This window comes from Pseudomonas sp. B8(2017) (assembly GCF_002113575.1).
In the GTDB taxonomy this organism is placed as follows: Bacteria; Pseudomonadota; Gammaproteobacteria; order Pseudomonadales; family Pseudomonadaceae; genus Aquipseudomonas; species Aquipseudomonas putida_Z.
In genome coordinates this window covers 131,289-157,986 of record NZ_NEIO01000010.1, presented here as the reverse complement: position 1 = coordinate 157,986, position 26,698 = coordinate 131,289, and the positions used below count along the sequence as shown (strand labels likewise).

The 26,698-nt window shown below is 65.4% G+C and carries 22 protein-coding genes; 9 read left to right on the top strand and 13 right to left on the bottom strand.

From position 1 onward, the window contains the following. Positions 1-516: 516 nt before the first annotated feature. Complete coding sequence (locus CAG22_RS16470) at positions 517-2,091, top strand: phospholipase D family protein (RefSeq protein WP_085705809.1); 1,575 nt, start codon at positions 517-519, stop codon at positions 2,089-2,091. A gap of 138 nt (positions 2,092-2,229) precedes the next feature. After that, complete coding sequence (locus tag CAG22_RS16465; protein WP_085705808.1) at positions 2,230-3,369, top strand: glutathione-independent formaldehyde dehydrogenase; 1,140 nt, start codon at positions 2,230-2,232, stop codon at positions 3,367-3,369. A 59-nt stretch (positions 3,370-3,428) separates the two neighbouring features. On the opposite strand, the gene CAG22_RS16460 is transcribed toward CAG22_RS16465, so the two are convergent. Next, positions 3,429-4,340 (bottom strand): LysR family transcriptional regulator, encoded by a 912-nt coding sequence (locus CAG22_RS16460; protein ID WP_075045463.1) that lies wholly within the window; start codon positions 4,338-4,340, stop codon positions 3,429-3,431. Between the two features lie 93 nt (positions 4,341-4,433). On the opposite strand from CAG22_RS16460, the gene CAG22_RS16455 reads away from it, so the two are divergent. From CAG22_RS16455 to chrA, 7 genes are all read left to right on the top strand, one after another. Next, entirely contained in the window at positions 4,434-5,381 is a 948-nt protein-coding gene (locus CAG22_RS16455) for a ketopantoate reductase family protein (RefSeq protein WP_085588188.1), read from the top strand. Continuing rightward, positions 5,378-5,776, top strand: a complete 399-nt coding sequence (locus tag CAG22_RS16450) for a VOC family protein (RefSeq protein ID WP_025339475.1) — start codon at positions 5,378-5,380, stop codon at positions 5,774-5,776. Before CAG22_RS16455 ends, CAG22_RS16450 begins: the two co-directional genes overlap by 4 nt. Then, positions 5,773-6,228: a MaoC family dehydratase gene (locus CAG22_RS16445; protein ID WP_075045462.1), complete on the top strand. Its 456-nt coding sequence runs from the start codon at positions 5,773-5,775 to the stop codon at positions 6,226-6,228. Before CAG22_RS16450 ends, CAG22_RS16445 begins: the two co-directional genes overlap by 4 nt. Beyond that, positions 6,225-7,457, top strand: coding sequence for a CaiB/BaiF CoA-transferase family protein (locus CAG22_RS16440; RefSeq protein WP_085705807.1), 1,233 nt, complete (start codon positions 6,225-6,227; stop codon positions 7,455-7,457). The genes CAG22_RS16445 and CAG22_RS16440 overlap by 4 nt, the downstream gene beginning before the upstream one ends. Then, positions 7,454-8,272, top strand: coding sequence for a shikimate dehydrogenase (gene aroE / locus CAG22_RS16435; protein ID WP_085705806.1), 819 nt, complete (start codon positions 7,454-7,456; stop codon positions 8,270-8,272). The genes CAG22_RS16440 and aroE overlap by 4 nt, the downstream gene beginning before the upstream one ends. Positions 8,273-8,562: 290 nt before the next feature. Further along, positions 8,563-9,504, top strand: a complete 942-nt coding sequence (locus CAG22_RS16430) for a chromate resistance protein ChrB domain-containing protein (protein ID WP_139833473.1) — start codon at positions 8,563-8,565, stop codon at positions 9,502-9,504. Beyond that, positions 9,497-10,867 carry a chromate efflux transporter gene (chrA, locus tag CAG22_RS16425; protein WP_085588194.1) on the top strand — a complete coding sequence of 457 codons (1,371 nt, stop codon included), beginning with the start codon at positions 9,497-9,499 and terminating at the stop codon, positions 10,865-10,867. Before CAG22_RS16430 ends, chrA begins: the two co-directional genes overlap by 8 nt. Positions 10,868-10,908: 41 nt before the next feature. Here the strand turns inward: chrA and CAG22_RS16420 are convergent, their stop codons facing one another. From CAG22_RS16420 to CAG22_RS16365, 12 genes are all read right to left on the bottom strand, one after another. Further along, positions 10,909-13,320 (bottom strand): TonB-dependent siderophore receptor, encoded by a 2,412-nt coding sequence (locus CAG22_RS16420; RefSeq protein WP_085705805.1) that lies wholly within the window; start codon positions 13,318-13,320, stop codon positions 10,909-10,911. 34 nt (positions 13,321-13,354) lie between these two features. Beyond that, on the bottom strand, positions 13,355-13,849 hold the full coding sequence (locus tag CAG22_RS16415) for a RidA family protein (protein WP_075045458.1): 495 nt from the start codon (positions 13,847-13,849) through the stop codon (positions 13,355-13,357). Positions 13,850-13,868: 19 nt separating this feature from the next. Then, positions 13,869-15,431, bottom strand: a complete 1,563-nt coding sequence (locus CAG22_RS16410; protein ID WP_085691918.1) for an FAD-dependent oxidoreductase — start codon at positions 15,429-15,431, stop codon at positions 13,869-13,871. A gap of 517 nt (positions 15,432-15,948) precedes the next feature. Further along, positions 15,949-17,049 (bottom strand): LLM class flavin-dependent oxidoreductase, encoded by a 1,101-nt coding sequence (locus CAG22_RS16405; RefSeq protein WP_085588200.1) that lies wholly within the window; start codon positions 17,047-17,049, stop codon positions 15,949-15,951. Between the two features lie 31 nt (positions 17,050-17,080). After that, on the bottom strand, positions 17,081-18,415 hold the full coding sequence (locus tag CAG22_RS16400) for an LLM class flavin-dependent oxidoreductase (protein ID WP_075045455.1): 1,335 nt from the start codon (positions 18,413-18,415) through the stop codon (positions 17,081-17,083). A gap of 72 nt (positions 18,416-18,487) precedes the next feature. Continuing rightward, complete coding sequence (locus CAG22_RS16395; protein ID WP_085705804.1) at positions 18,488-20,107, bottom strand: ABC transporter ATP-binding protein; 1,620 nt, start codon at positions 20,105-20,107, stop codon at positions 18,488-18,490. Beyond that, positions 20,104-21,018, bottom strand: a complete 915-nt coding sequence (locus CAG22_RS16390) for an ABC transporter permease (RefSeq protein WP_075045453.1) — start codon at positions 21,016-21,018, stop codon at positions 20,104-20,106. The genes CAG22_RS16395 and CAG22_RS16390 overlap by 4 nt, the downstream gene beginning before the upstream one ends. Position 21,019: 1 nt before the next feature. Beyond that, positions 21,020-21,970: an ABC transporter permease gene (locus CAG22_RS16385; protein WP_075045452.1), complete on the bottom strand. Its 951-nt coding sequence runs from the start codon at positions 21,968-21,970 to the stop codon at positions 21,020-21,022. Then, on the bottom strand, positions 21,967-23,586 hold the full coding sequence (locus CAG22_RS16380) for an ABC transporter substrate-binding protein (RefSeq protein WP_085705803.1): 1,620 nt from the start codon (positions 23,584-23,586) through the stop codon (positions 21,967-21,969). Before CAG22_RS16380 ends, CAG22_RS16385 begins: the two co-directional genes overlap by 4 nt. Before the next feature lie 155 nt (positions 23,587-23,741). Then, on the bottom strand, positions 23,742-24,536 hold the full coding sequence (locus CAG22_RS16375) for a class II aldolase/adducin family protein (protein ID WP_025339460.1): 795 nt from the start codon (positions 24,534-24,536) through the stop codon (positions 23,742-23,744). A 17-nt stretch (positions 24,537-24,553) separates the two neighbouring features. Then, a complete protein-coding gene (locus tag CAG22_RS16370) occupies positions 24,554-25,498 on the bottom strand; it encodes a D-isomer specific 2-hydroxyacid dehydrogenase family protein (protein WP_085705802.1) in 945 nt (314 codons plus the stop codon). Then, complete coding sequence (locus CAG22_RS16365; RefSeq protein WP_085705801.1) at positions 25,495-26,628, bottom strand: acyl-CoA dehydrogenase family protein; 1,134 nt, start codon at positions 26,626-26,628, stop codon at positions 25,495-25,497. Before CAG22_RS16365 ends, CAG22_RS16370 begins: the two co-directional genes overlap by 4 nt. Between the last annotated feature and the right edge of the window lie 70 nt (positions 26,629-26,698).

Here is a 26,698-nt window from a genome sequence, read left to right as displayed (position 1 = left end):
GCCTCATCGCCGGCAAGCCGGCTCCCACAGGAATATCACCAGCTTTCAGGCATGCGCTGTACCTGTGGGAGCCGCGCTTGCCGGCGATGGGCCGCGAAGCGGCCCCGGTTACAGATTTCCGCCTTGGGTCGTTAGCAGCCATCCGCGACCGACCGTTAGCTGTCATTTTGCCCAACAGCAATCATTGTGGGAGCGGGTTCACCCGCGAACACCGGCACCGCCGGTGCCATCCATCGCGGCGCTTGCTTCGCGGGTAAACCCGCTCCCACAGAGTTCGCGTCGCGCTTACAAAGCCAGTTAACTTTCAGCGTCACCGACAATGCCGATGGCCCTCATTGGGTGCCCGTGACGCCCAGAAGCGACACCGCGGTCAGCAGGAGATGAACTACGCTTCTGTAACAACACCGCAGATCGAAGAAACATTGCACAAGGTCGATACGGCCGGATGCTGGTGGTAAGGGACTGGCCATTCTTCGGGACCCGGCACCCTCATCGCCATCACCCGGGGTAGCCTCCGTGACAATCAAACAGCCCCTTGCTGCTCTGCTGTTACTCGCCCTGCTGTCTGGTGGTTGTACAACGCCCAATGTCTCTCACGAACCCAGTCAGGCCTTGCCTGCGAACGATTCGGCGTTCGGTCGCTCCATCCACGCCCAGGCAGCCCCCCATCAAGGCCAGTCGGGCTTTCGCTTGTTCTCCGATAGTGCCGAGGCTTTCGCCGCACGCGCCGAACTGATTCGCAATGCTCAAAGCAGCATCGACTTGCAGTACTACATCGTTCACGACGGCATCAGTACTCGGATACTGGTGCGCGAGCTGCTCATCGCCGCCGACCGCGGCGTCCGCGTCAGGATCTTGCTCGATGACACCACCAGCGATGACCTGGAGCGAATTATCGCGACACTGGCGGCGCATCCGCATATACAGATCCGCGTGTTCAATCCACTGCACCTGGGCCGCAGTACCGTCGTGACGCGTACGATGGGCCGGCTGTTCAACCTGGCTCGGCAGCACCGGCGCATGCACAACAAATTGTGGGTGGTGGACAACAGTGCGGCCATCGTCGGCGGGCGCAATCTGGGGGACGAGTATTTCGATGCCGAGCCCAACAGGAATTTCACCGACATCGACATGCTCGGCGTCGGGCCGGTTGCAGAACAATTGGGACATGGTTTCGACCAGTACTGGAACAGTGCCCTGAGCAAGCCCATCGAGCAGTTCATCTCGACCAGTCCGACGACCGGGGACCTGAAAAACCTCCGGACTCGGCTGGACGAGTCCCTGGAGAAAGTACGCCAACAGAATCATGCGCTCTATCAACAACTGATGAGCTATACCACCCAGCCACGCCTGAATGACTGGCGCAGGGAGTTGATCTGGGCATGGAACAAAGCGATGTGGGATGCACCGAGCAAGGTCTTGTCGAGTGGCGAGCCAGCCCCGTACTTGTTGTTGGCCACCCAATTGGCACCCGAGCTCAATGGGGTATCCAAGGAGCTGATCCTTGTCTCGGCGTACATGGTGCCCGGCCAACCAGGGGTGGTGTACCTGACCCGTCGTGCCGATGCTGGCGTGTCGATCAGCTTGCTGACCAACTCACTGGAAGCCACCGATGTACCCGCAGCGCACGGTGCTTACGCGCCTTATCGCAAAACCTTGCTGGAGCATGGTGTGCAGTTGTTCGAATTACGCAGCCAATCCGGTGACAATGGCGACAGCGACAGTGGGCTGGGCCTGTTTCAAGGTGGATCCTCCAATAGCTCCGAGTCCAGCCTGCATAGCAAGGCGATGATATTCGACCAGCAGAAAGCGTTTATCGGCTCGTTCAATTTCGACTCGCGCTCCTTGTTGTGGAATACCGAAGTCGGCGTGTTGGTCGATGACCCTGAGCTTGCTGGACGGGTGCGCGAACTGGCTCTGGAGGGGATGGCACCGGCTCTCAGTTATCACACCCGGCTGGAAAAGAATCAGCTGGTATGGGTCACCGAAGACGATGGCAAGCAACATACATTGACCAAGGAACCGGGGAGTTGGTGGCGACACTTCAATTCCTGGCTCAGCAGCGCGATCGGGCTGGAGAAAATGCTATAGCGTGGTTAGATCCAAGGCGCGACGATGATTAGCGCCACTGATCTGCTATTCACGTACAGCACTGAACACCTGAGGTAAATCCATTACCCCAACAGGGTAGGGCGCTTTTCCATCGCCCCTGACTTCTGGGAGTTCAGCATGAAAGCAATCGTATACAACGCACCGCGCGACGTCGCCGTCAAGAATGTTGCCGATGCAAGGATCGAGAAGCCTACCGATGCGCTGGTGCGCATCACCACCACCAACATCTGCGGGTCCGACCTTCACATGTATGAGGGGCGCACATCGTTCGAAGCCGGGCGTGTGTTCGGCCATGAGAACCTCGGTGAGGTGATCGAGGTGGGGGCAGGGGTGGACCGCGTCAAAGTCGGTGACTGGGTCAGCCTGCCGTTCAACATCGGCTGCGGGTTCTGCGAAAACTGCGAAAAAGGCCTGACAGGATTCTGCCTCACTGCTAATCCGGGTGCTGCCGGGGCCGCATATGGTTTTGCCGACATGGGTCCCTACCAAGGTGGCCAGGCCGAGCTGTTGCGTGTGCCATACGCTGATTTCAACTGCCTGGTGCTGCCGGAGGACGCCCAGGAACGTGAAGATGACTACGTCATGCTTTCGGATATTTTCCCCACTGGCTGGCATGCGACAGAGCTGGCCGGCCTGCAGCCGGGCGAGAGCATTGCGATTTATGGAGCGGGCCCTGTCGGGTTGATGGCGGCCTATTCGGCAATCATCAAAGGTGCCTCCGAGGTGTTCGTGATCGACAACCAGCCGGATCGTTTGAGGCTGGCCGCGCAGCTAGGGGCAACCCCCATCAACGCGGTCGAGCAGAAGGCTGTGGACAAGATCATGAACCTGACCCACGGCAAAGGCACCGACCGGGGATGCGAATGCGTGGGTTACCAGTGCTGCGACAAGCATGGCCATGAAGCGAACTACCTCACCATGAACAACCTGGTTGCCTCGACCAAGGCTACCGGTGGCATAGGCGTCGTGGGTGTGTTCGTGCCAGAAGATCCGGGTGCGAAGAACGACCTGGCGAAGCAGGGCAAGATGGCCTTCGATTTCGGGGCGTTCTGGTTCAAGGGCCAATTCATCCGCACAGGCCAGGCGAACGTGAAGGCCTACAATCGCCGCCTGGCGCAGCTCATTCATCATGGGCGCGCCAAGCCTTCCCAGATAATTTCCCATCGTTTGACGCTTGCTGAAGGCCCCGATGCCTACAAGCACTTTGATGCGCGGGATGATGGCTGGACGAAGGTGGTGCTCAAGCCTGCTGCCTGACTCGCACCCCGATGTTTCCAGGCAAGGAAGCTCGGCGAGGGAGGCGTTCGTCTGGTGTGCTAACTGGCACCTGCTTGAAACAAGCCCCGAACCACCTCCCTCATCCAGCGATTCCCGCTGTCTTGCTGGTAGCGCGCGTGCCAATGCTGCTTGACCGTGAAGCCCTCCACTGCAAACGGGCAATCGTGCACCTGCAGACCATGCATGTCTGCAAGTGTCTGCCCGATGTGCCGTGGCAGCGTTGCCACCAGGTCGGTCGACCCGACAATCATCCCCAACCCTAGAAATGCCGGCAGCTCCAGCATGATCCTGCGTTCGATGCCGGCCCGCGCCAAACCAGCCTCCAGTAACTTTTGCCCGGTCCCGGCACTGATCTGTACATGCCCCTCGCCCTGGTAGCGCGCCACGCTCATGCCTTGGCCCAAACGAGGGTGTTGTGGGTTGCTCAGGCAGACCCAGTCCTGTTCGAACAACACTTGCTGATACATCCCCGCACCCAGCCAAGGCACAAAGCCGATGGCCAGGTCCGCCTCGCCGGACTCCAGCGCGCTTTCGGTGTTGCCATCTATGCGCGCCGCCTCCAGGCGAATACCCGGCGCATGGGTACGCAGGTGGTTGAGGATGCTTGGCAGCAGGGTGATATGGCTGGCATCACTGACGCACAGGCGAAAGCGACGCTGGGCCGTGGCAGGAACGAATTGCGGCTCCCAGGTAGTCAGGCGCCGCAGCGATTCCAGCACCTCGCGGCATGGCCCGATCAACTGGTCTGCCCGCGGGGTAGGGGCCATGCCCCCGGGGGTGCGCACGAACAGCGGGTCGTTCAGTTCTTCACGCAAGCGCCCCAACCAGATACTCACGGTAGGTTGACTCTGGCCGAGCTGTTCAGCGCTACGGGTCACGCTACGGCAGTGGTAAAGCACATCGAACAGCTGCAGCAGCTTGGGATCAGGCAAGGCATCGAGCGTGCTCATTATTGCGAAACTCAATAAGTGTATTGAGGCCATTGTATAGCCGAAATAAGCCTCGCTGCATAAGGTGGTCGCAAACCACAGGAGGTCAGCGATTTGAAAATCTGCATTCTGGGCGCCGGCGCCCTGGGTTGCGCCATTGGTGCGGCCTTGAGCGAGGCGGGGCACGAAACCTGGCTGTTGAATCGTGGCCAGGCGCATGTCGAGGCGATGAATTTGCGCGGGCTGCGGGTGCAGGATGAACGCGGCGAGCGGCAGGTCCGGGTGAAGGCGGCTTGCGACGCGGCAACCGTGGGCGTGGCCGACCTGGTAGTGGTGCTGGTCAAGTCGTTCCACACCAGCGAGGCGATTGCCGGTGCCAAGGCGCTGATCGGGCCGCAGACGCTGGTGCTATCGCTGCAGAACGGTCTTGGCCACGAAGACATCCTGGCCGAGGCCGTGGGGCGTGAGCGGGTATTGGCCGGCAAGACCTACGTCGGTGGCGTGCTGCTGGCGCCGGGTTCGATCCGTGCCGGCGTGGCAGGCAAACACACCTTCATCGGCGAGCTCGACGGCCAACGGACCTCGCGTGTGCAGGCCATCGCCGAGGCTTTCAATGGCGCCGGGCTCGCCACCACGGTCAGCGACAACATTCTCGGCACCATGTGGGACAAGCTGCTGGTCAACGTCGCGACAGGCGCGCTCAGCGGCATCACCATGCTCAGTTATGGCCAGCTGTACAGCGAGCCGCTGCTGGAAAGCACCGCCAAGGCAGCGGTCAGCGAAGCCATCGCCGTCGCCGAGCGGGCCGGCATCCGCCTGAGCCTCACCAGCCCGGACGCTGCGTGGTGCCTGGCAGCTGAAGGCCTGCCGGCAAGCTTCCGTACCTCAATGCTGCAGAGCCTGGAAAAGGGCTCGGTCACCGAGGTCGATTTCATCAACGGCTCCGTCGTGCGCTGGGGCCAGCGCCACGGCGTGGCTACGCCGGTCAACGCGACCCTGGTTGCCTGCATCAAGGGTATCGAGCGCGCCATGGCCGATCAGCAGAAGGGAAGTAATCCATGAGCCAGCCGAAAGCCTACCTTGAACACGTTGCGTTCTGGGTGCGGGACATCCAGTGGCACATCCGCTTTTTCAGCGAGGTGTGCGGCATGACCATGCGCGAGATGCAGGGTGACGCCGAGCAGCCTGCGCAGTACTGGACCCTTGGTGGCCTGCAGTTCATCCACCAGCCGGACTTTGCCGGCCCGGAAGGGCGCATGGCACACCTGGGCATCATGTGCGAGGACCTCGAAGCCGCGTTGGCCGCCGCACAGCGTTTCGGCGTCAGCGAAATGCCTCAGGGCCGCAACTGGCTGCGCCTGCCTGACGGCCTGGCGGTCGAGTTCATTCAGGCATTGCCGGCGAAATGCGTCGCCCAGGCACTGGCCATCGACCCACGTGCAGAGGTGGTGGCATGAGCGTGGTGGAAAAATACTGGGACGATGCCTGCGAAGGCGATGAATGCATCAGCCCCACCTACACCGTTACCCGCGAACGCATCCTGGCCTACGCCGAACTCACCGGCGACCACACGCCGGTGCATGTCGACGAGGCGTACGCCAACGCGAGCCACTTCGGCTGCCTGGTTGCCCATGGCCTGTTCGGCCTGTCGATCGCCGACGGCCTGAAGACCCAGTGCGAATACCGCTTTGTACCGGGCATGTCGCTGGGCTGGACCTGGGACTTCGTGCTGCCGATCAAGGTCGACGATGTGCTGCACGTGCGCATGCGCGTGGGGGCGATGCGCCCGAGCAACAGCCGACCGGGCTGGGGCATCGTGGTCTTGCCGTCGGAGCTGATCAACCAGCATGGCGAAGTCGTGCAGCGTGGCGAGCACCGGCTGATGGTGCCGAGGAGAGTGCAGGCATGAGCCAGGCATTGCCATTGTCAGGTATTCGCGTCATCGACTACAGCCACTTCCTGGCCGGGCCCTATGTGGGCCGTTGCCTGGCAGCACTGGGCGCCGAGGTGATCAAGGTCGAACGGCCGGGCAGCGGCGATGCCGGCCGCCAGCACGCGTTTACCCTTGATGAACAGCAGAGCGGTTACTTCCTGCAGCTGAACATGGGCAAGCAGGGCGTCAGCGTGAACATGAAGGACCCGCGTGGCAAAGCTTTCATGCAGCGCCTTACCGACTCGGCCGATGTGTTCATCGAAAACTATCGCCCCGGCGCCCTGGACAAACTGGGCCTGGGCTATGCCGAGCTGTCAGCGCGCAACCCGCGTCTGGTGTACTGCTCCATCTCCGCCTACGGCCATACCGGCCCGGATGCCCACCGCGCCGGCTTCGGGCTGATCGCCGAGGCCAAGAGCGGGATCATGCAGATGGTCGGCGTGCCGGGCGAAGCGCCGCCGTTGCTGCGCATTTCCCTGGGCGACATGTACACCGGCATCCATGCCGTGGCGGCGATCAATGCGGCGCTGCTGGGCAGACTGAACAGCGGCCGGGGCCAGCACATCGACATGGCCCTTTACGACACGCTGGTGTCGATGCATGAATACGCGGTGCAGTGCTACACCTTGTCCGATGGCACGGTCCTGCCCGAGCAGACCGGCCATGACATGCCCACCTCCACCCTGTACGGCGTGTTTCGTGCGGCTGATGGTGACCTGGTAATCGCCGCCCAGGTCGACGACGCCTGGAAGCGCTTTGCCGCGATGCTCGAAGCCAACGGTGGCCCGCCCGGGTTCGGCAGCGACAGCCGCTACCACAGCCTCAATGGCCGCAACGCCCACCGCCAGGCGATCCTGGCCGTGGTGCGTGACTGGGTTGGTGCGCGCCGGGTAGCCGATATCCTGCAATTGCTCGATGACATCGACATCCCCAGCGCCAAGGTTCAACGCATCGACGAGGTCGTGGCTGACCCACAGATCCAGGCGCGCAACATGGTCATCGAGCAGCAGCACCCGCGCTACGGTACCTTGCGCCTGCCCAACCTGCCGTTCCGCTTTTCCGAGTGCGACACCACGATCCACCAAGTGGCCCCGGACCTCGGTCAGCACAATGCCGAAGTGGCCGCCGGCCTAGGTTTCAGCCCTGAAGAAATCACCGCCATGCAGGCAGACGGTGTGCTGTTCACCCATGGAGATGCACGATGAGCGACCGCTATGCAGTGATCGGCCGACCGATCAACCACACCAAGTCCCCGTTGATTCATGGCCTGTTCGCCCAGGCCAGTGGCCAGTGCCTGGAGTACGGCGCCATCGAGGGCGAGCTCGAGGGCTTCGAGGCCCAGGTGCTGAACTTTCGCAACGATGGCGGGTTGGGCATGAACATCACCGCGCCGTTCAAGCTGCGCGCCTTCGAGCTGGCTGACCAACGCAGCGAGCGCGCACAGCTGGCGCGGGCGGCCAATGCATTGAAGTTCGAGAATGGCCGTATCTTTGCCGAGAACTTCGACGGCATCGGCTTGCTGCGGGATATCGAGGAAAACCTCGGTGAACCACTGGCCAATCGGCGGGTACTGTTGCTCGGCGCCGGTGGCGCGGTACGTGGTGCATTGCTGCCGTTTCTGCAGGCGGGGCCAAGCGAACTGGTGCTTGCCAACCGTGACATGGCCAAGGCGCTCAGCCTGCGCAACGAACTGGATCACCCAAGGCTGCGCATCAGCCGTTATGAGGAGCTGGAGGGACAGTCCTTCGACATCGTGGTCAATGCCACTTCCGCGAGCCTCACCGGCGAGCTGCCGCCGCTACCTGAAGGCGTGCTGGGCGAGACGCGGCTGGCTTACGAGCTGGCGTATGGCAAAGGCCTGACGCCGTTCCTGCGCATGGCCAAGGCGCAGGGTGTGGGTCGCCTGGCCGACGGTGTCGGCATGCTGGTCGAGCAGGCGGCGGAGGCGTTCGCCTGGTGGCGCGGGGTGAGGCCAGAAACCCGGGCAGTGATCAATCGCCTGACCATTCCACTGGAGTAGGATCCCGTTCCTATGGAACTCCACATAACTCCTTGATTTAGCAGGGACCCTGTGGGAGCGGGTTTACCCTGGTGCCAGTCAGTTGAGCGATTTGGGGCCGCTTTGCGGCCCATCGCCGGCAAGCCGGGCTCCCACAGGTACGGCGCAGACCTCAAGATTTTCGCGGTCCCTGTGGGAGCCCGGCTTGCCGGCGATGGGCTGCGCAGCAGCCCCAAAAGCTACGGGCCTGTTGATTTTGCACAGTTTCAGATTAATGTAGAGGTACAAACATATTGTGTTGAGTACTCTACATGATCCACTGGTCGCTACTGATCCTCGGATTGCCGACGGCCAATGCCACCGAGCGCATGCGTGCCTGGAGAAGCCTGAAGGCCTCCGGAGCCGCAGTGCTGAGGGATGGTGTTTACCTGCTGCCCGAACAATGTGCGGGTCGGGAAGTTTTCGAGGCAGTCGAGCGTGACGTGCTGGCTATCAACGGCACCGCATTTCTCCTGTCGCTGCCTGAGCGTGAAGAGCGCTTCAGCAGGCTGTTCGACAGGAGCGACGAGTACGCCAGCCTGATGGAAGAAATTGCAGGCTGCAGGGCCGAGCTGGCGCCAGAGAATGCGCTGCAGACCGCACGGCAGGTGCGCAAGCTCAGAAAGGCCTTCAGCCAGTTGGCGGCGACCGATTTTTTCCCGGGCGTGCCCAAGGCACAAGCCGATGCGGCGCTGCAAGAGCTCGAAGCCGCGATTGGCCGCGCACTGTCTTCCGATGAGCCGAGTGCCCACGACGAGGCGATCACCCGACTGGAACGCAACGACTACCAGGGGCGCCTTTGGGCCACCCGCAAGCGCCCATGGGTGGATCGGCTGGCATGTGCCTGGTTGATTCGTCGCTTCATCGATGCCGACGCTCGATTCATCTGGCTGGACAGGCCTGAAGACTGCCCGGGCGATGCGCTGGGCTTCGATTTTGATGGGGCCAGGTTCAGCCATGTCGGCCAGCGGGTGTCCTTCGAAACCCTCATCGAGAGCTTTGCCCTGCAGCAGCCGGGCCTGGCACGCTTGGCCGCAGTCATTCACTATCTGGATGTGGGAGGCAACCAGCCCTCGGAAGCCCCAGGTATCGAACGTGTCCTCGCGGGCTTGAGACAAAGCATTGGCGATGACGATCAACTGACAACGGTCGCCGGGGGTATCTTCGATGGCCTTCTGACGGCTTTCGCGAGTGAGGAAGCGCAAAATGGTTGATAGCACCTCTGCAGTGGGCGAACAGCCACCATCGCAAGCGGTTCAGCGGCCGGTCGGACTGTTCGAAGCATTCCTGTTCTGGCTCAAGCTGGGCTTCATCAGTTTTGGTGGGCCCGCCGGGCAGATCTCGATCATGCACCAGGAACTGGTCGAGCGCCGGCGCTGGATCAGCGAGAAGCGGTTCCTGCACGCGCTGAACTACTGCATGTTGTTGCCAGGCCCCGAGGCACAGCAACTGGCCACCTACATCGGTTGGCTCATGCACCGCTCCTGGGGCGGGGTGATTGCCGGCGTATTGTTCGTATTGCCCTCGCTGTTCATCCTGATTGGCCTGTCCTGGGTCTACATCGCCTTTGGCGAGGTCCCGGTGGTGGCGGGGGTCTTCTACGGCATCAAGCCTGCAGTCACGGCCATTGTCGTCCACGCGGCGCACCGGATCGGCTCGCGCGCGCTGAAGAACGGCTGGCTGTGGGCCATGGCCGCAGCGTCGTTCGTGGCCATCTTCGCCCTCGATGTGCCGTTCCCGTTGATCGTGCTGGTTGCCGGTATCGCAGGCTATGTGGGCGGTCGCTTCGCCCCCGGCAAATTCGTGATCGGTGGTGGTCATGGGGCTGCCAGGAACAGCTACGGCCCGGCCCTGATCGACGACGACACACCAACGCCTGAGCATGCGCGTTTTCGGGTGGGGCATTTGCTGCGTCTGGTGCTGATCGGCGCCGTATTGTGGACCTTGCCCATGGGGCTGCTGACACTGACGTTTGGCTGGGCCGGCACTCTGACGCAAATGGGCTGGTTCTTCACCAAGGCCGCACTTTTGACCTTCGGTGGCGCCTACGCCGTCCTGCCCTATGTGTATCAGGGCGCCGTCGGGCATTACGGCTGGCTGTCACCCACTCAGATGATCGATGGCCTTGCCTTGGGAGAAACCACGCCAGGACCATTGATCATGGTGGTGGCTTTCGTCGGCTTCGTCGGTGGCTACGTGCATCCGATGTTCGGTGAGCAAAACCCGTTCCTGGCCGGTGCAGTCGCGGCCAGCCTCGTCACCTGGTTCACCTTCCTGCCGTCGTTCCTGTTCATCCTCGCCGGTGGCCCGTTGGTGGAATCGACCCACAACGAGATGAAGTTCACCGCACCGCTGACGGGGATCACGGCCGCGGTCGTGGGGGTGATCCTGAACCTCGCCATGTTCTTCGGCTATCACGTGCTCTGGCCAAAGGGTTTCAGTGGGGCGTTCGACTGGCCTTCGGCGTTGATCGCCATTGCTGCCGCAGTGGCCCTGTTCCGCTTCAAGCGTGGCGTGATCCAGGTACTGTTCAGTTGCGCCTTGGCCGGTGTGGCGGTCCATATGTTGCGTGGTTGATACCGGTTGCCGGCCGACATCGTCGGCCGGCTTGTCACGAATCAGAAGGTGTAGGTCACCCGCCCGAAGTAATACCCGCCGGTAAAGCCATAGGGCGAGTACACCCCGTATCCCTTGACCATGGTCTTGCTGCTCGGTGCCTGGCGCTCGGGGTAGATATCGAACAGGTTGCGCGCCCCGATCGCCAGCTCCAGGTCCTTGGTCAACTGGTAGCCTGCATCCAGGTCGGTGATCCAGCGCGCTTTGTACTCGCGGTCCAGCGAACGGTCGTTGGCGGCATTCACCTCGCGCCAGGATCCGTAGCGGGTCAGCCCCAGGTTGACCCGGTAGCGATCCAGGCGCCAGTTGCCGCCAAGGATCAGCTTGGTGTGCGGTTGTACCTCGGTCAGCAGGTTGCGCGCCTGGCGATTCATCAGCTCGTAGGGCGTGCCAAGGATGTTCACGCTCTGCTTGTAGTCGAGGATCTCGGTGTCGTTCCAGTTGAAGGCCGCCGTCCACTTCACCGTCCCTGCACCGCCCAGGTCCTGGTCGTAGCTGCCCACCAGGTCCAGGCCCTTGGTGCGGGTATCGGCGCCGTTGGTGAAGTACTGGCCGCCCGAGGTCGAGTCGATACCGTTGGCGAGCAGGGCCTGGGTGACCTCGGGGCCGAGCAGGGTACCGGTGAGGGTGATGCGGTCGCGCACGTTGATCAGGTAGGCATCGGCGGTGAAGGCCAGGCGCTCGCCGGGCTGCCAGGCCAGCCCCAGGCTGTAGTTGGTGGACTTCTCCGGTTTCAGTGGTTCGGCGCCCAGCGCCTTGGCGGCGGCCGAATCCACCGGCAGCACGCCATAGTTGATCGACTGGTACACGCCGTCGACCACGCCGTAGGTGGTGGAGCGGGCGCTGAACAGGTTGTTGGCCAAGGACGGCGCGCGGAAGCCGTTGCTCACCGTCGCCCGCACGGCCAGTTCGGGGGTCAGCTCGTAGCGGGTGGTCAGCTTGCCGCTGCGGGTGGCCCCGATATTGCGATCATAGTGCTCGTAGCGCAGGGCAGCGCCCCAGTACCACTGCGGCAGCGGGTTGAAACCCACGTCCAGGTAACCGGCGTAGCTGTTGCGGCTGGCACTGGCGGCCTCGGCGGGGGAGATGCCGTTGGTGACCTGGGCGCCGGAGGCGGCGCAATTGCCGGGCGCCTTGCAGTAGCCGCCGTCGGCCCAGCTGGCCCAGTCGCCAGCCTGCACCTGGTAGGTATCGCGGCGCTGTTCCAGGCCCCAGGAGAAGTCCAGCGGCTTGGTCAGCCCAACTTCGAAGCTGCGGCGCAGGTCGAGGTTGCTGGTCAGTTGCGAGCTGACCCAGGTGCCGGATTCGAAATGGTTGGGCGTGGCCTCGCCCAGTGACGGGTTCTGGTTGTTCCAGGTGCCCTGTTCGGCCTCGTTGCGCCCGTAGGTACTGGACAGGTCCCAGTCCCATTCGCCGGCCAGGCCCCTGGCGCCAAACGCCGCCTGGTAGTCGTATTCCTCGATGTACCAGGTGGGCGTATAGCCCGAGGGGCGCCCGTTGGGCCCGGTGGTGATGGTGTTGACGATGGTCGGCAGGCGGAAGTTCTGGCCCTGCTCGGCCTTGCGGTACGACCAGGTGCTGAACGAGTAGAGCGTCAGGTCGTCTTGCAGCGGCAGTTCGGCGTTGTAGCCCAGAGTCAGAAGGTTGATCTTCGGCGTGCCATAGCCGCCGTAGGTAACCTTGCCGGCGCGGTCCAGGGCTTCGGCCTGGCTGTAGCCATTGGCGCTGGCCTTGTTGTCGTCGTTCTGGCTGCGGGCGTCCAGTGCCAGCTGGACGATGCCGTCGCGGCCGATCTCGAAGCCCTTGTTCAGGCTTTGCTGCACTGTCTGCTTCTTGCCGTCGTAGCCTTGGCCTGCGGTGGTCACGGCAGTGCCGCTGGCGTCGGCCTTGAGGATCACGTTGATCACCCCGGCGATGGCGTCGGAGCCGTATTGGGCGGCCGCGCCATCACGCAGCACCTCGACATGGTCGATGGCACTGATGGGAATCAGGTCGAGGTCGGCGGGGGCAGCGCCGGCGTTGATGCCGCTGATGTTGAGCGTGGCGCTGGTATGGCGGCGCTTGCCGTTGACCAGCACCAGCACCTGGGCGGCGTTGAGGCCGCGCAGGTTAGGGGCGCGGGCCATGCCGCTGGCGTCCCAGCCGGTCTTTTCCGGCAAGGTCAGCGACGGCACGCTGGCGCTGAGGGCTTCCATCAGGCCGGGCTTGCCGGTTTCCTGCAACTGCTTGGCGCTGATCACATCGATGGGCACCGGGCTGCTGGTTACGGTGCGTTTCTCGCTGCCACGGTTGCCGGTGACGATCACCGTGCCCAGGGCCTGAGCGGCGGGTTCCTCGGCCAGGCTGGGTGCGTTGTGCAGCCCGGCGGCCAGGGCCACGCCAAAAAAAGAGGCAGTTTTAAAAGCTGGCTTCATGCACGCAGTTCCTTGTCTGGCATGGCTGGCGCACTTACGGCGCCTTGGCCGCGATCGCGTCGATTTCCACCAGCGCGCCCGGCAATGGCAGGGCCACCACCTGGATGGCGGTGCGGGTCGGTGTACGGGGTTGCTCGGCGGTGGCGAAGAACTCGGTGTAGGCCGCCTGCAGCCCGGCGAAGTCGAGGGCGCCGCCGTTGGCCGGGTCGCCTACCAGGAACACCCGTAACTGGACGATGTCGCCAAGGTCCAGGCCCTGGCTGTGCAGCGCCGTGCGCAGCTTGTTCAGCACCGAGCGGGCCTGGGTTTCGGTGTTGCCCAGCGCCGCAACGCTACCCTTGGGCGCCTTTGGGTCGGCCACGTCCGGCAGGGTGCCGCTGATGAACGTCAGCTGGCTGCCGGCCGGTACCGTGACCAGCTGCGAGATGGGGAAGTTCGAGCCGGGTGGCGCGACGCGCTTGATGCCGTCGGCGTGGGCGTTGAGGGTGAGCGACATGAGTACTCCGGCAAGCAGAAGAAGACGAGGCATGGGGGTGGTTCCTTGCAGGTCAGGCGGCAACGCCGCGGGTGGTCTGGCTGGCGTGTTTGGCAATCAGGCCGACCACCCGGCGGGCGGACTCGGCGGCACTGTTCTGCCAGATGCCCACGCCGCCATGGGCCAGGGCGTCGCTGGCCAGCCAGGTACGCCCCTGGGGCTGGTTGAGCAGGTCGTAGCCGGGCTGGGCGACTTCGTCATGGACGATCCACGGCGCTTCGCTGAAGGGGATCTTCGACCAGTTCACCACCACCGGCCTGGCCAGCTTGTGGCTGTGGCCCGGGTGCAGCGATTCCACCGCCTGGCGCGAGGAGGCGACCTGGGCCTGCAGCGGCTTGGCGGCAAACTGCTGGGCCACCGCGCCCGTGTTGTAGGTGGCGACCAGCACACCCTGGGCGCTGTTGAGGTGATCGCTGGGGTACCACAGGGTGCGGGCTTCGTGGTTGATGTAGCTGAGCCCGCCATAGATCTGGAAGTCGGTTTCCCAGAAGCGCGGCGACTGCCAGGCCACCTTGTTGGCCTTGTCGCCTTCGGCGCTGGCGATGGCCTGCCTGAAGGCCTTGTCGAAGTTGTTCGGCAGCTTGGCCAGCAGCGGCAGGGGCAGGGTGACGATGGCGTAGTCGGCCTGTTCGACGTGCTGCTGGCCGCTCTTGCGGTCGCGCCAGACCACCTTGGCACCGTTGTCACCGGTGTCCACCCCCAGCACCTCGGCGCCCAGGCGCACGCTGTCCTTGACCTGGCGATAGAACGCCTTGGGAATCTGGTCCATGCCACCGACCGGCTGGAACATGGTCGAGGAGAACTCGGGGATTTCGTCGAACACCAGCGGCAAAAGCAGGTTGCTGTCCAGCAGCTGGTCCAGCGGCACCGGCTGACGCTGGATCGGGGTCTGGTCGCCGGCGCCGGCGAAGCGGGTGTAGCCGGCGCGTACCGAACCGCGGTACTGCTGCTGGCTGTCGAGGTCGCCGTAGACCTTGAGGAAGTCCAGCAAGGCCTTGCGCTGGCTGCTGTCGAGCTCGGCATCGAGGGAGTTGCGGCTGACACTGCGCGCCAGCAGTTCGCTGAAGTGCCCGCGGGTGTCGTTGACTGCCTGGCGCAGCAGCAGCGGCGGGCGAGCCAGGTCTGGTTGGGCCAGGGCGTTGCGGCTGCTGTTGACCAGCACCTGCAGCTCCACGCCCAGCTCACGGCAGTAGCCGAGGATGGTCAGGTGATGGCTGGGCAGGCGCGCGGCGCCGGCGTTGAAGAAGTGGCCCGGGTCGAACTCGACGGTTTGCGAACTGCCGTCGTTGTGCTCGACGCGGTCGCCCTGGCGCAAGGTCCAGACCCGGCCACCGACCCGCTCGCGGGCCTCCAGCACGGTGACCGAAAAGCCGGCCTTGCGCAGCTCGTAGGCGGATACCAGGCCGGAAATACCCGCCCCGACAATCACCACGCGCTTGCCGTTGCCGCCGCTTGCGGCCAGTTGCAGGGGTTGGAAGGTGGCAGCCAGGGCATTCTGCCCCAGCGCGCCCAGGGCTGCCGAATAGCCGCCAATAGCGGCGAGGCGGGTGATCAGGTCTCTACGGGACAATCCCATGTCGCATGCTCCGAGAAGGTTGGGTTCGGATGTGCGCAACGGGCGGATCGAAGGGAGGGACCCGACGGCGGCTGGCACAAATCCATTTGCCTCCGCCATGTTGGGGTCGGTTTACAGAACCTAATGGACTTTCACGGTGCTGTGAAAGGCTTTTTGGTTCTATATTAATTATGTTTATTGCTGATAAAGCTAATCAGTAGAAATGCGTAATACTGATGTTGAGGCGGGTGCATCGAGGCGTCGAACCGCCGCGAAGCCCGCTCTCATAGAACTGCACATAACTCATTGAATTAGCAGGGACCCTGTGGGAGCGGCTTTAGCCGCGAACACCGGCGCAGCCGGTGCCATGCACAGTGTTGGATTCTTCGCGGCTAAAGCCGCTCCCACAGGGTACGAGGATCGCTTGCAAATTCAGTTATCTGTGCGACAGCGCGGCCCAAAGGGCTGGGGCGACGAGTCCTGTGCAGTTCCGTGAGCGCGAGCTTGTCCGCGAAAGGGCCTGCACAGGCGGCAGGGCCTATGCAGAACGCGTACTGCGTCCTGCCTCACGCTGGGCCACCAGCGCGCGGATCCGCGGAATCAGCTCTTGTCCGTACTCCACGGCATCGCGCAACTGCTCGAAACCACGGAACAGGAAGGTGCTCACACCCAGTTCGTAGTAGGCCAGCGCCGCTTCGGCCACCTGCTCGGGCGTGCCCACCAGTGAGGTGGAATTGCCGGCCCCGCCGCCCAGGGCTGCGATTTCGGTCCACAGCCGGGTATCGTGCACCTTGCGCTGGCCGGCCAGCTGTACCAGGCGCTCGGAGCCGACATTGCTCTTGCCGAAATTCTTCTCGCGGCGGTTGCCCTGGCGGATGCCGATGCGCTGCCTGGCATCGGCCAGGATGCGTTCGGCCCGCGCCCAGGCCTCTTCCTCGGTGGCCCCCAGGATCGGCCGCAGCGACAGGCTGAAGCGGATGTGATTCTCCCGCCCGTGGCGGGCCGCGGCCTTGCGCACCTGGGCAATGCGCTCGCGCACCTGCTCCAGTGGCTCCCCCCACATCATGTACACATCGGCGTGTTTCGCCGCGACCTCCACCGCCGCCTCCGAAGCGCCGGAGAAGTACACCGGCAGCTTGCCCACCGGCTTGACCAGGGTCAGGTTGTCTTCCACCCGGTAATGCTCGCCGTGGTGGTCGAACGGTGTGGTCTGCGTCCAGGTGTTGCGTAGTACCTGCAGGTATTCGTCGGTGCGGGCGTAGCGGGCATCCTTGTCGAGGAAGTCGCCGTCGCGCTGCAGGTCGCCGCTGTCGCCGCCGGTGATCACGTTGATCGAGGCGCGGCCGCGGCTGAGCTGGTCGAGGGTGGCGAACTGGCGGGCGGCGAAGGTTGGCGCCTGGAACCCGGGGCGGTGCGCCACCAGCAGGCCGATGCGCTCGGTCAGCGCGGCTACGTAGCTGGCCAGGATCATCGAGTCCGGCGCGCTGGTGTTGACTGCCAGCAGGGCCTTGTCGAAGCCGGCGTATTCCTGGGCCTGGGCGAAGGCCTTGATGAAATCAAGGTCGACCAGCGGGCCGCGCGGGGCCTGTGATTCGCTGCTTTCCTGGGGGCCGATGAGGCCGATGAATTCTAGGCTCATGCAATGGAACTCCTTTTCGTGTGGGGCGGATTCAGGCAGCTGCGATCTGCCCGCGGCGCAGCGTGTTGCGGTTGGTCGGAACGCTCAGGCCAAAGCTGTCGCGCAAGGTGCTGCCGCTGTATTCGCTGCGCACCAGGCCGCGCGCTTGCAGCAGGGGCACCACCAGCTCGGTGAAATACTGCAGGCCATCGGGCAGCAGCGAGTTGATGATGAAGCCGTCGGCGGCGCCGTCTTCGAACCAGTCCTGCAAGGCGTTGGCGACCTGCTCGGGGGTGCCGGTGAAGTCGCGTCTTGGGCGCGAGAAGCGCAAGGCCAGTTGGCGCAGGCTCAGGCTTTCGTCGCGGGCCAGTTGCTTCAACTGGTCGGCGGTGCCCTTGTGGCTGTTGTCGCCAAGGGTGCCCAGGTCGGGGAACGGTGCATCCAGCTCGTGCTGGCTGAAGTCGTAGTCGTTGAACGGGCGGCCGAGGGCGACCAGGGCGTCCTCGATGCTCACCAGGTCGACGGCCTGCTGGTAGCGGCGCTCCACCTCTGCTTCGTCGCGGCCGACGATGGGGCGGATGCCCGGCAGGATGAACAGCTGGTCCGGGTCGCGGCCATGGCTTGCGGCGCGTTGCTTCAAATCCTGGTAGTAGGCGCGGGCATCGCTGAACGACTCGGGGTTGACGAAGATTGCATCGGCGTTCTGCGCGGCGAAGTTGCGCCCGTCCTCCGACACGCCGGCCTGGAAGATCAGCGGCTGGCCCTGGGGCGAGCGCTGGATGTTCAGCGGGCCCTTGACCTTGAAGAACTCGCCCTTGTGGCCCAGGGTGTGCAACTTGGCCGGGTCGAAGAATTCGCCGCTCTGCTTGTCGCGGGTGAAGGCGTCGTCTTCCCAGGAGTCCCACAGGCCCTTGACCACCTCGACATGCTCGCGGGCGATGCGGTAGCGCACGGCGTGGGGTGGGTGCTGGTCCTTGCCGAAGTTGTCGGCGGTGCCCGACAGCCATGAGGTGACCACGTTCCAGCCGGCGCGGCCGCCGCTGATCAGGTCCAGCGAGGCGAGCTGGCGGGCGACCTGGAACGGTTCGGTATAGCTGACCGTGACCGTGGCCACCAGGCCGATATGGGTGGTGACCGCCGCCAGTGCAGAGAGAATGGTCAGCGGCTCGAAGCGGTTGAGGTAGTGGGGGCTGGAGCGGGCATGGATGTGCAGGCTGTCGGCGATGAAGGCGAAATCGAACTTGGCCGCCTCGGCCAATTGCGCCTGCTGCTTGTAGAAACCGAAGTTGACGCTGGCGTCGGCCAGCGCCTCGGGGTGCCGCCATTCGCCCCAGCCGTGGCCTACACCGTGGATCATCGCGCCGAGATGGATCTGTCTTTTGCTCACGTTCAATACCTCTTGCCAGATAGGCCTCAATGTCTGATCCGCGCGGCACGCCCGTGCCGCACGGCAAAACGGTCAAACCGCCACGGGCAGCACGCTGCGCGAATGCCCGGGTATCGCCTCGATCAGCGCTCGCGTATAGGCGCTGGCCGGTTGGCCGAACACCTGCACCGCCGGCCCTTGCTCGACCACCTGGCCGCGCTGCAGCACCAGCACCTGGTCGGCCATGCTCGCCACCACCGCCAGGTCGTGGGAGACCAGCACATAGGCCATTCCCAGCTCGCGCTGCAGCTCATCCAGCAGGGCGAGGATCTGCGCCTGCACCGACACGTCCAGCGCACTGACCGGTTCGTCGAGCAGCAGCACCTCGGGCTCCAGGGCCAATGCCCGGGCGATCGCCACCCGTTGGCGCTGGCCGCCCGACAGCTCCCGGGGCAGGCGGTCGAGGAAGTGCACCGGCAGCTGTACCCGCGTGATCAGTTCACGAGCCTTGCGCTCCAGGGCCTCGCCCTTGAGCAGGCCGAACGACACCAGCGGTTCGACGATGCTGTCGAACACGGTGAAGCGCGGGTCCAGCGCGGCGAACGGGTTTTGCTGCACCAGCTGGATGCGCCGGCGCAGGGGGCGGAACTGCCGCCAGCTGCAGGCACTGACGTCCACGCCAGCGAACTCCACCCGCCCGTGGCTGGGTTTTTCCAGCTCGAGGGCGATCCGTAGCGCGGTGCTCTTGCCTGAGCCCGACTCGCCGACGATGGCCAGGGTCTGCCCGGCATGCACCTCAAGGTTCAGGTCATGCAGGGCGGTGAAGTGGGCATCCTGCCCGGGCAACGCGAAGTGCTTGCCGACGTTGCTCAGGCGCAGCAGCGCTGCCTGGCCCCTCGGCGCGCCAGGCCTGCGCCGTGGCACGAAGGCCGGCGCGGCGTTGAGCAGGTCGCGGGTGTAGGGCTGCCGTGCGCCCCAGAGGATCTGCCTGGGCGAGGCCTGCTCGACGAGCTCACCCTGTTTCATGACCAGCAGGCGGTCGGCGCGGTCGCAGGCCATGCCCAGGTCATGGGTGATGATCAGCAGCGCGATGCCGCGCTCGGCCACCAGCCGTTGCAGGTGGTCGAGGATGCGCCGCTGCACCGTCACGTCCAGCGCGCTGGTGGGCTCGTCGGCGATGATCAGCCGCGGCTCGCCGGCCAGGGCGATGGCGATCAGCACCCGCTGGCGCATGCCGCCGGAGAGTTCATGGGGGTACTGGCGGGCGCGCAGCGCCGGGTCGTCCAGGCCGACCTGGGCCAGCAGTTCCAGCACCTCGGCATCCACCGTCGGGTAGCGTCGGCCGCGAGCCAGCAGCAAGGCCTCGGCAATCTGCCGGCCGATGCGCAGGGTCGGGTTGAGGCTGACCATCGGGTCCTGCGGTACCAGGCCGACGGTGCGCCCGCGCAACTGGCGCCGGGTACGCTCGCTGGCCCGGGCCACATCCACGCCGTCGACCCACAGCTGGCCCTGCTCGATGCGGGCATTGCCCGGCAGCAGGCCGAGCAGGGCATTGGCCAGGGTCGACTTGCCCGAGCCGGACTCGCCGACGATGGCCAGCGTCTCGCCCTGTGCCAGGCTGAACGACAGCCGGCGCAAGGCCTGGATGGGTTGCCCGGCGAAGGTGTAGCTGACACTCAGGTCGCGGACCTCGATCAGGGGGCGCTGGCTCATCGGGCATGCTCCTCGGCGCTGCGCGCCAGGTGGTTGAGGCTGAACACCACGGCCACCACGAACAGCCCCGGCAGCAGGGAGACCCAAGGGGCGGTGATCAGGAAGTGGCGGCCGTTGGCGATCAGCGTGCCCCATTCCGCCGCCGGCGGCGCCGCGCCGAAGCCGAGGAAGCTCAGCCCGGCGGTGGCCAGGATGGCGGCGCCGAAGTCCAGGGTGGCGAGCACCGCCACCGGGCCCCAGGCGTTGGGCAGCACATGGCGCAGCAGCGTGCGCGCCCAGCTGGCGCCGCCCAGGCGGGCGGCCTCGACATAGGGCAGGGTCTTGATGCGCAGCACTTCGGCGCGGGTGGTGCGGGCAAAGCCCGGGATGATGCCGACGCCCACAGCGACTGCCACCGGCACCGTGCCAAAGCCGATCGCGGTGACGATGGCCAAGGCCAGCAGCAGGCCGGGCAGTGCCAGCAACACATCGATCAGGCGCATCAGCGCCGCGTCGACGCGCCCACCGGCAAAGCCGGCCAGCACGCCCAGGCCGAGGCCACCGAGCAGGGCGATGGCCACCGCCAGCAATGCGGCCAGCACCGACAGGCGCGCGCCATAGACCACCCGGGTATACAGGTCGCGACCCAGCTCGTCGGTGCCGAACCAGTGCACCACGCCGGGGGCGCTGAGCTTGTCGGCGGGCGAGGTGGCGTAGGGGTCGAAGCTGGTCAGCAACTGCGGGGCCAGTGCCGCGAACAGGGCGAACAGCACGATCAATAGCGCCAGGCTGAAGCCGGGCCTGCGCAGCAGCGGGATCAGGGCCTGCCGGGCGCGCTGCAGGTGCGTGCGCCGCTTCCAGGCGCTGGCAGGATGTGCCACCTCGCCCGTGGGCTGGGTGTCGATCGGGGACAGGGAAAGGTCGATGGTCATCTCAGCTCACCTTGGCCGTGTGGGTAATGCGTGGGTCGAGGTACGGGTAGAGCAGGTCGACGATCAGGTTCACCACCACGAAGGCGGTGGCCGATACCGCGACGATCGCCAGCACCACCGGGATGTCCTGGCGCAGCACGGCCTCCTGGGCCAGGCGGCCGACGCCGTTGCGAGAGAAGATGGTTTCCACCAGCACCGCGCCGGATACCGTATTGCCGACCTGCAGGCCGATCAGGGTCAACAGCGGCAAGGCCGCGTTGCGCAAGCCATGGCGCGCCTGCACCTGGGCCCGGCTCAGGCCCTTGGCGAAGGCGGTGGTGATGTAGGGTTCCTGCCACACGCCCTGGAAGCCACGCTGCAGCACCTGGGCGTACACCGCGGCGCTGGGGATCGCCAAGGTGATCGCCGGCAGCACCAGGCTGGCCAGGCCCTGGCTGCCGGTGGCCGGGAACCAGCCGAGGGCGAAGGCGAATACCTGGATCAGCAGCAGGCCCATCCAGAACACCGGCACCGAGAAACCCAGCGACGGCAGGCGTGCCAGGGCGGTCTTCAGTGGCCGCCATTGCAGGTAGGCGGTCAGGTAGGCCAGGCCGACCCCGGCCAGCAGCGACAGGGCGATGGCCGCGCCGGCCAGGGCCAGGGTCTGCGGCAGGCGCTCGGCCAGCAGCGCAGTGACCGGCCGGCCCAGTGACAACGACTGCCCGAGGTCACCGTGCAGGGCGCGCCACAGCAGGTCGAAGTACTGCTCGAGCAGCCCCTTGTCCAGCCCGTAGTAGGCGCGGGCCTTGGCCAGGTCCTCGGGTGACAGGCCATCGGCCTCCATGCCCGAGGCGCTGAGCATGATCGCCAGGGTGTCGCCCGGTAGCAGGTAGAGGATGAAGTAGGTGATGGTGTAGGCGCCCCACAGCACCAACAGGGCCTGGCCGATGCGGCCGATCAGGTAGCGTTTCATGGCTGGCCGACCTGGATGTCACTGAGCAGCGCGAAGCCTTCTGCAGTCCAGCGGAAGTCCTTGACCCGCGGCGCGGTGGCGGCTTGCCAGACGCGTTCGTACAGCGGGAACGCAGACGCCTCGTCGACCAGCAGGTCCTGCAGCTGGCCATAGGCCTGGGCCCGTTGCGGGGCGGCGGTGGCGGTGATGCCGCTGTCGAACAGCGCCTGGGCCCTGGCCAGGGTGTGCGGTTCGTAGGTGTTGGTGGCCAACGTGGTGCTGCTTGCCGCCCGCGGGTCGAGGATGGTCTGCAGGATGATCGGGTCGGCGCGGGTCATGTAGGTGGAGGTCAGGTCGTAGTTGCCGGACGCGTTCCCGGCCACCCATTCGGCGCGGGTCAGCACATTGAGCTTGAGGTCGATGCCGACCTTGCGCAACTGGTCCTGCACCAGCACGTCACCGGCGCTTTCGGCCGGGGTCAGGTTGTAGCGCAGGGTCAGGCGCTGGCCGTTCTTGTGCCGGTAGCCGTCCTCGCCCTTGTGCCAGCCGGCGGCCTCGAGCAGTTGCTCGGCGCCCGTAGGGTCATAGGCGAGCTTGTCGGCCTGGGGCTTGAAGTACGGCGTGGTGACGTCGTAAACGCCACTCACCACCGGGAACGCGGCGTTGTACACGGTATGCGCGTAGCTGGTGCGGTCGATGGCCTTCTGCAGTGCCAGGCGCACCTGGCGGTCGGCCAGCAGGCGGTCGTTGCGGGTGTTGGGGTAGAGGTTGAGCGCCGGGCCCGGCAGCGAGCGGCTCTGGATGGTCGCGCCCTTGGCCTGGAACAGCTTCAGGTCGACTTCCGAGAACGGGTTGCGCGGCCACAGGATGTCGGCCTTGCCCTGCAGGAACAGGCCGTTGCGCACGCTTTCCTCGGGGATGTAGCTGATGTCCACGGCATCCAGGTGCGCCGGGCCCTGGTTGTGCATGTTGGCTGATGGCCAGGCGTAGTCGGCACGCTTGACCAGCCGGGCGCCCACCTCCGGGGTGTAGTGCTCGAGGATGAACGGGCCGGTGCCGATGATGTTGCCCAGCGAGCGCGCCTGGGCGGTCAGCTTGTAGGAGGCCGGCGCAAGGATGGCCAGGTTGGTGGTCGAGGTGGCCTGCAGGAAACCGGCATTGGGTTTGGCCAGGACCAGGCGCACGGTGAAGTCGTCCAGCACCTCGGCGTGGTCATAGCCGGCCAGGTAGGTGGCACCGAAGGTGGCCGGCAGCTGCGTGGCGAAGGCCTTGTTGCTGTCGAAGGCGGTTTTCACGGCGTGGGCGTCGAAGCGTTCGCCGTTGCTGAAGGTGACGTCCTGGCGCAGCTGGAAGGTGTAGCTCAGGGTATCGGCACTGACCTCCCAGCTTTTTGCCAGCCAGGGAATGATGCGGCCGGTTTGCGGGTCCTGGTCGGTCAGGGACTCGGCCACGTTGCGCAGCAGTACGCGGTGCTCCAGCCAGTAGACCTGGAAGGGGTCGACGCTGACCAGGGTGGTGTTGTCGCCCCAGAAGGCGATGTTCAGGGTGTTGCTGGCCGAGGTGTTGCCGGCTGGGGAGCAGGCGGTGAGGGCCAGGGCCAGGGAGCCGATGGCGAACAGGCGGTGCAGTCGGGGCATGGGATGGTCCTTCATTGAGTTGGGGTTACCTGTGCCGGCCTCTTCGCGGGCATGCCCGCTCCCACAGGAGTTTCACTTTCCTTGAGTGGTGCGCCGTACCTGTGGGAGCGGGTTTACCCGCGAAGAGGCCGGTACCGGCGACAGCTGCCTTCCAGTCAGTCCTGGTAATCGCGGCCCTCGCGGTCCAGCTGCCGGATCAACGCATCCCAATGCCGCTGGATGCCTTCCCCCTTGCCATCGGAAAACCGCTTCGACTGTTCATGCACCTTGGCAATCGCCGCCTGCGATGCATGCAGCAGCTGGTCATTGCCCCCGGCCTGGGCCGCCACCTGGATGTTGCAGGCCCGCTCCAGCCCATGCAGCTCACGGAATGCGTGCTCGACGCTGATCCCCCCGGTGAGCAACCCGTGGTTGCGCAGGATGAGGATGTTGCTGTCGCCCAGGTTGGCCACCAGCCGCTGCTGTTCGTCCAGGTCCAGGGCCACGCCTTCGTAGTCGTGGTAAACCACCCGGCTGTAGTAGGCCAACGCGTGCTGGGAGATCGGCAGCAGGCCGTCACGCTGGGCCGATACCGCTGCGCCATCCCGGGTGTGGGTGTGCAGCACGGCCTTCAGGTCTGGGCGGGCGCGGTGGATTGCGCTGTGGATCACGTAGCCGGCCTGGTTGATGCCCAGCCCCAGCGGGTCGTCGATGATGGTGCCGTCGACATCGACCTTGACCAGGTTGGAGGCGGTGATTTCGTCGAACAGCAGGCCGAAGGCGTTGATCAGGAAGTGTTCGTCCGGCCCCGGCACGCGGGCCGAAAAGTGCGTGTAGATGTGGTCGGTCCAGCGGAACAGGGCGGCCAGGCGGTAGGCGGCGGCCAGCTTGACCCGTACCTCCCACTCTTCGGCGCTGACCCGGTCGCGCACCTTGTCGGTGCTGGTAGTGACGGCAGACAGTGAACTCATGGTGTGCTCTCCGGTAATCAGTAGCCGCGCGCGGTGTCGACCAGGTTGGCCAGGGGCGCCTGCTCGCGGTAGCGGTGGAAGTTGGCGATGAAGGCTTCAAGCAGGGCCGGGTAGCCGTCCTCGGAAATGGCCGAGGTGTGCGGCGACAGGAACACCCGTGGGTGGTGATACAGCGGGTGGCCGGCGGGCAGCGGCTCGGGGTCGGTGACATCCAGGCTGGCGCGGCCGATCAGGCCGCTGTCCAGGGCCTCGAGCAGGGCTTGCTGGTCAAGCAGGCCACCGCGGGCGATGTTGATCAGGTGCAGGCCAGGGCGGGCATGGGCCAGCACCTGACGGTCGACCAGGCCACGGGTGGCGGCGGTGAGTGGGGCCGCCAACACCAGGTGTTCGCTGCCGGCGAACAACTGCTGCAGGTCGGCGGCGCGCTCCACCCCGGGCACCTCGGCGATCGCCTGGCCGGGGCGACTCAAGGCCAGCACCTGCATGCCAAGGGCCACCGCCTTGCGCGCCAGGCTCTGGCCGATACTGCCAAAACCGAGAATGCCCAGTGTGCGGCCGCGCAACGGCGCCAGAGGGGTCAGGCGCCAGTCGGCATCCTTGACCCACAGCCCCGGCAGTTGCTTGGCGGCGGCGAACACCAGGGCCAGGGCGAATTCGGCCACCTGCTCGGCATTGGCGCCCTTGCCGCTGGTGACCGGTGTGCCCTGGAACACCCAGTCCGGGTAGAAGTCGATGCCCGAGGACACCAGCTGCACCCACTTCAGGCCCCAGGGCCAGCCCGGCGGCGGGGTGTCGATGCGCTGCCCGCGCACGTTGATCGGGCGCAGGATGAATACATCGGCAGGGGCTTGGAGGGCCAGCTGGCCGGGGGCGATATCGATGACTTCATGGTCCGGCAGGTGTTCGCGCAGGTGCTGGTTGGCCTGGGCATCGAGCTGGCTGGCGATGATCGAATGGCTCATGCGTGCACCTCCGCCAGCGCCGCGCGGCCGGCCTGGCCAAACACCACATCGTCCTGCGGGGTGTGGATGCGGCTGCAGAGCACGTCGCGGTAGTGCCGTTCCAGTGGGTTGCGCCGCGACAGCCCGGGGTTGCCGGCGGCCTCGATGGCCAGCTCCACGGCCTGGATGGCGTTGGCGCTTACCAGGTGCTTGAGCTGCCCGGCATGCTGCGCGGCGACCTGCCCGGCGGTGGCTGCGTCAAGCAGGCCCTGGTTGGCGAACAGCAGGGTGTCGATGCGCCCCAGCACGTCCTGGAAGCGCGGCAGGCTGGCCAGCGGCGCGCCCAGGTTGGAGGGGGCACGCTGCTTGAGAAAAACCGCCAGCCAGTCGCGGGCGGCACGGGCCACGCCGTCGTACACCGCCGGCAGCAGTACGGCCATCCACAGCAGGCTCTCGCCGTCGAGTTCGGCCTTCGGTGCGCTTGCAGGGCTGACGCTGACGGCGTGGTCGAGGGGGATCAGCACGTCATCGAAGCGCACTTCATGGCTGCAGGTGGCGCGCATGCCCAGGTGGTCCCAGTCATCGATGATGGTGATGCCGGGCGTGTCGCGGTGCACCAGGAAGCCGCCGACCAGCGGGTCGGCGTCGTCGCTGCGGCCCCAGACCAGGTACCAGGTCAGGCCGTGGCTGCCGGTGGAGTAGATCTTGCGCCCGCTCAGGCGCCAGCCCTCGGCTGTGCGCCGCGCCACGGTGGCGGGCAGGCCGCCGCGGGCCGGGGTGCCGAGTTCGGGTTCAACGCGCAGGGCGTTGATCAGTGCGCCCTGTTGCACGGCATCGCGGGCCACGCGCTGGCGCAGGTGTTCGGGCCAGCGGGCCTCGTCCTGCAGGCGAAAGTGCTGCAGGTACTGCATCACCAGGATCAACGCGGTGGCCGGGTCGCCCTTGCCGACTGCGCCGATCACCCGACGAGCGCTGGCCAGGTTCGCGCCAGCGCCACCGAGCGCGCGGGGTACGGTGAAGGCGAGCAGGCCGTGGCGGTGCAGCAGGTCGAAATTGTCCTGGGGGAACTGCGCGCTGCGGTCGTAGCGTTCGGCGTTGGCCGCGAGGGCCTGCGTCAGCTCGGCGAGGGCGCTGTCGGAGGGGTGACTCATGGGGTTTCATCCCTGAATGACGGTGTGTTGCTAAGACCGTATTCGTATGGATGATCGCTGTAAAAGTCTT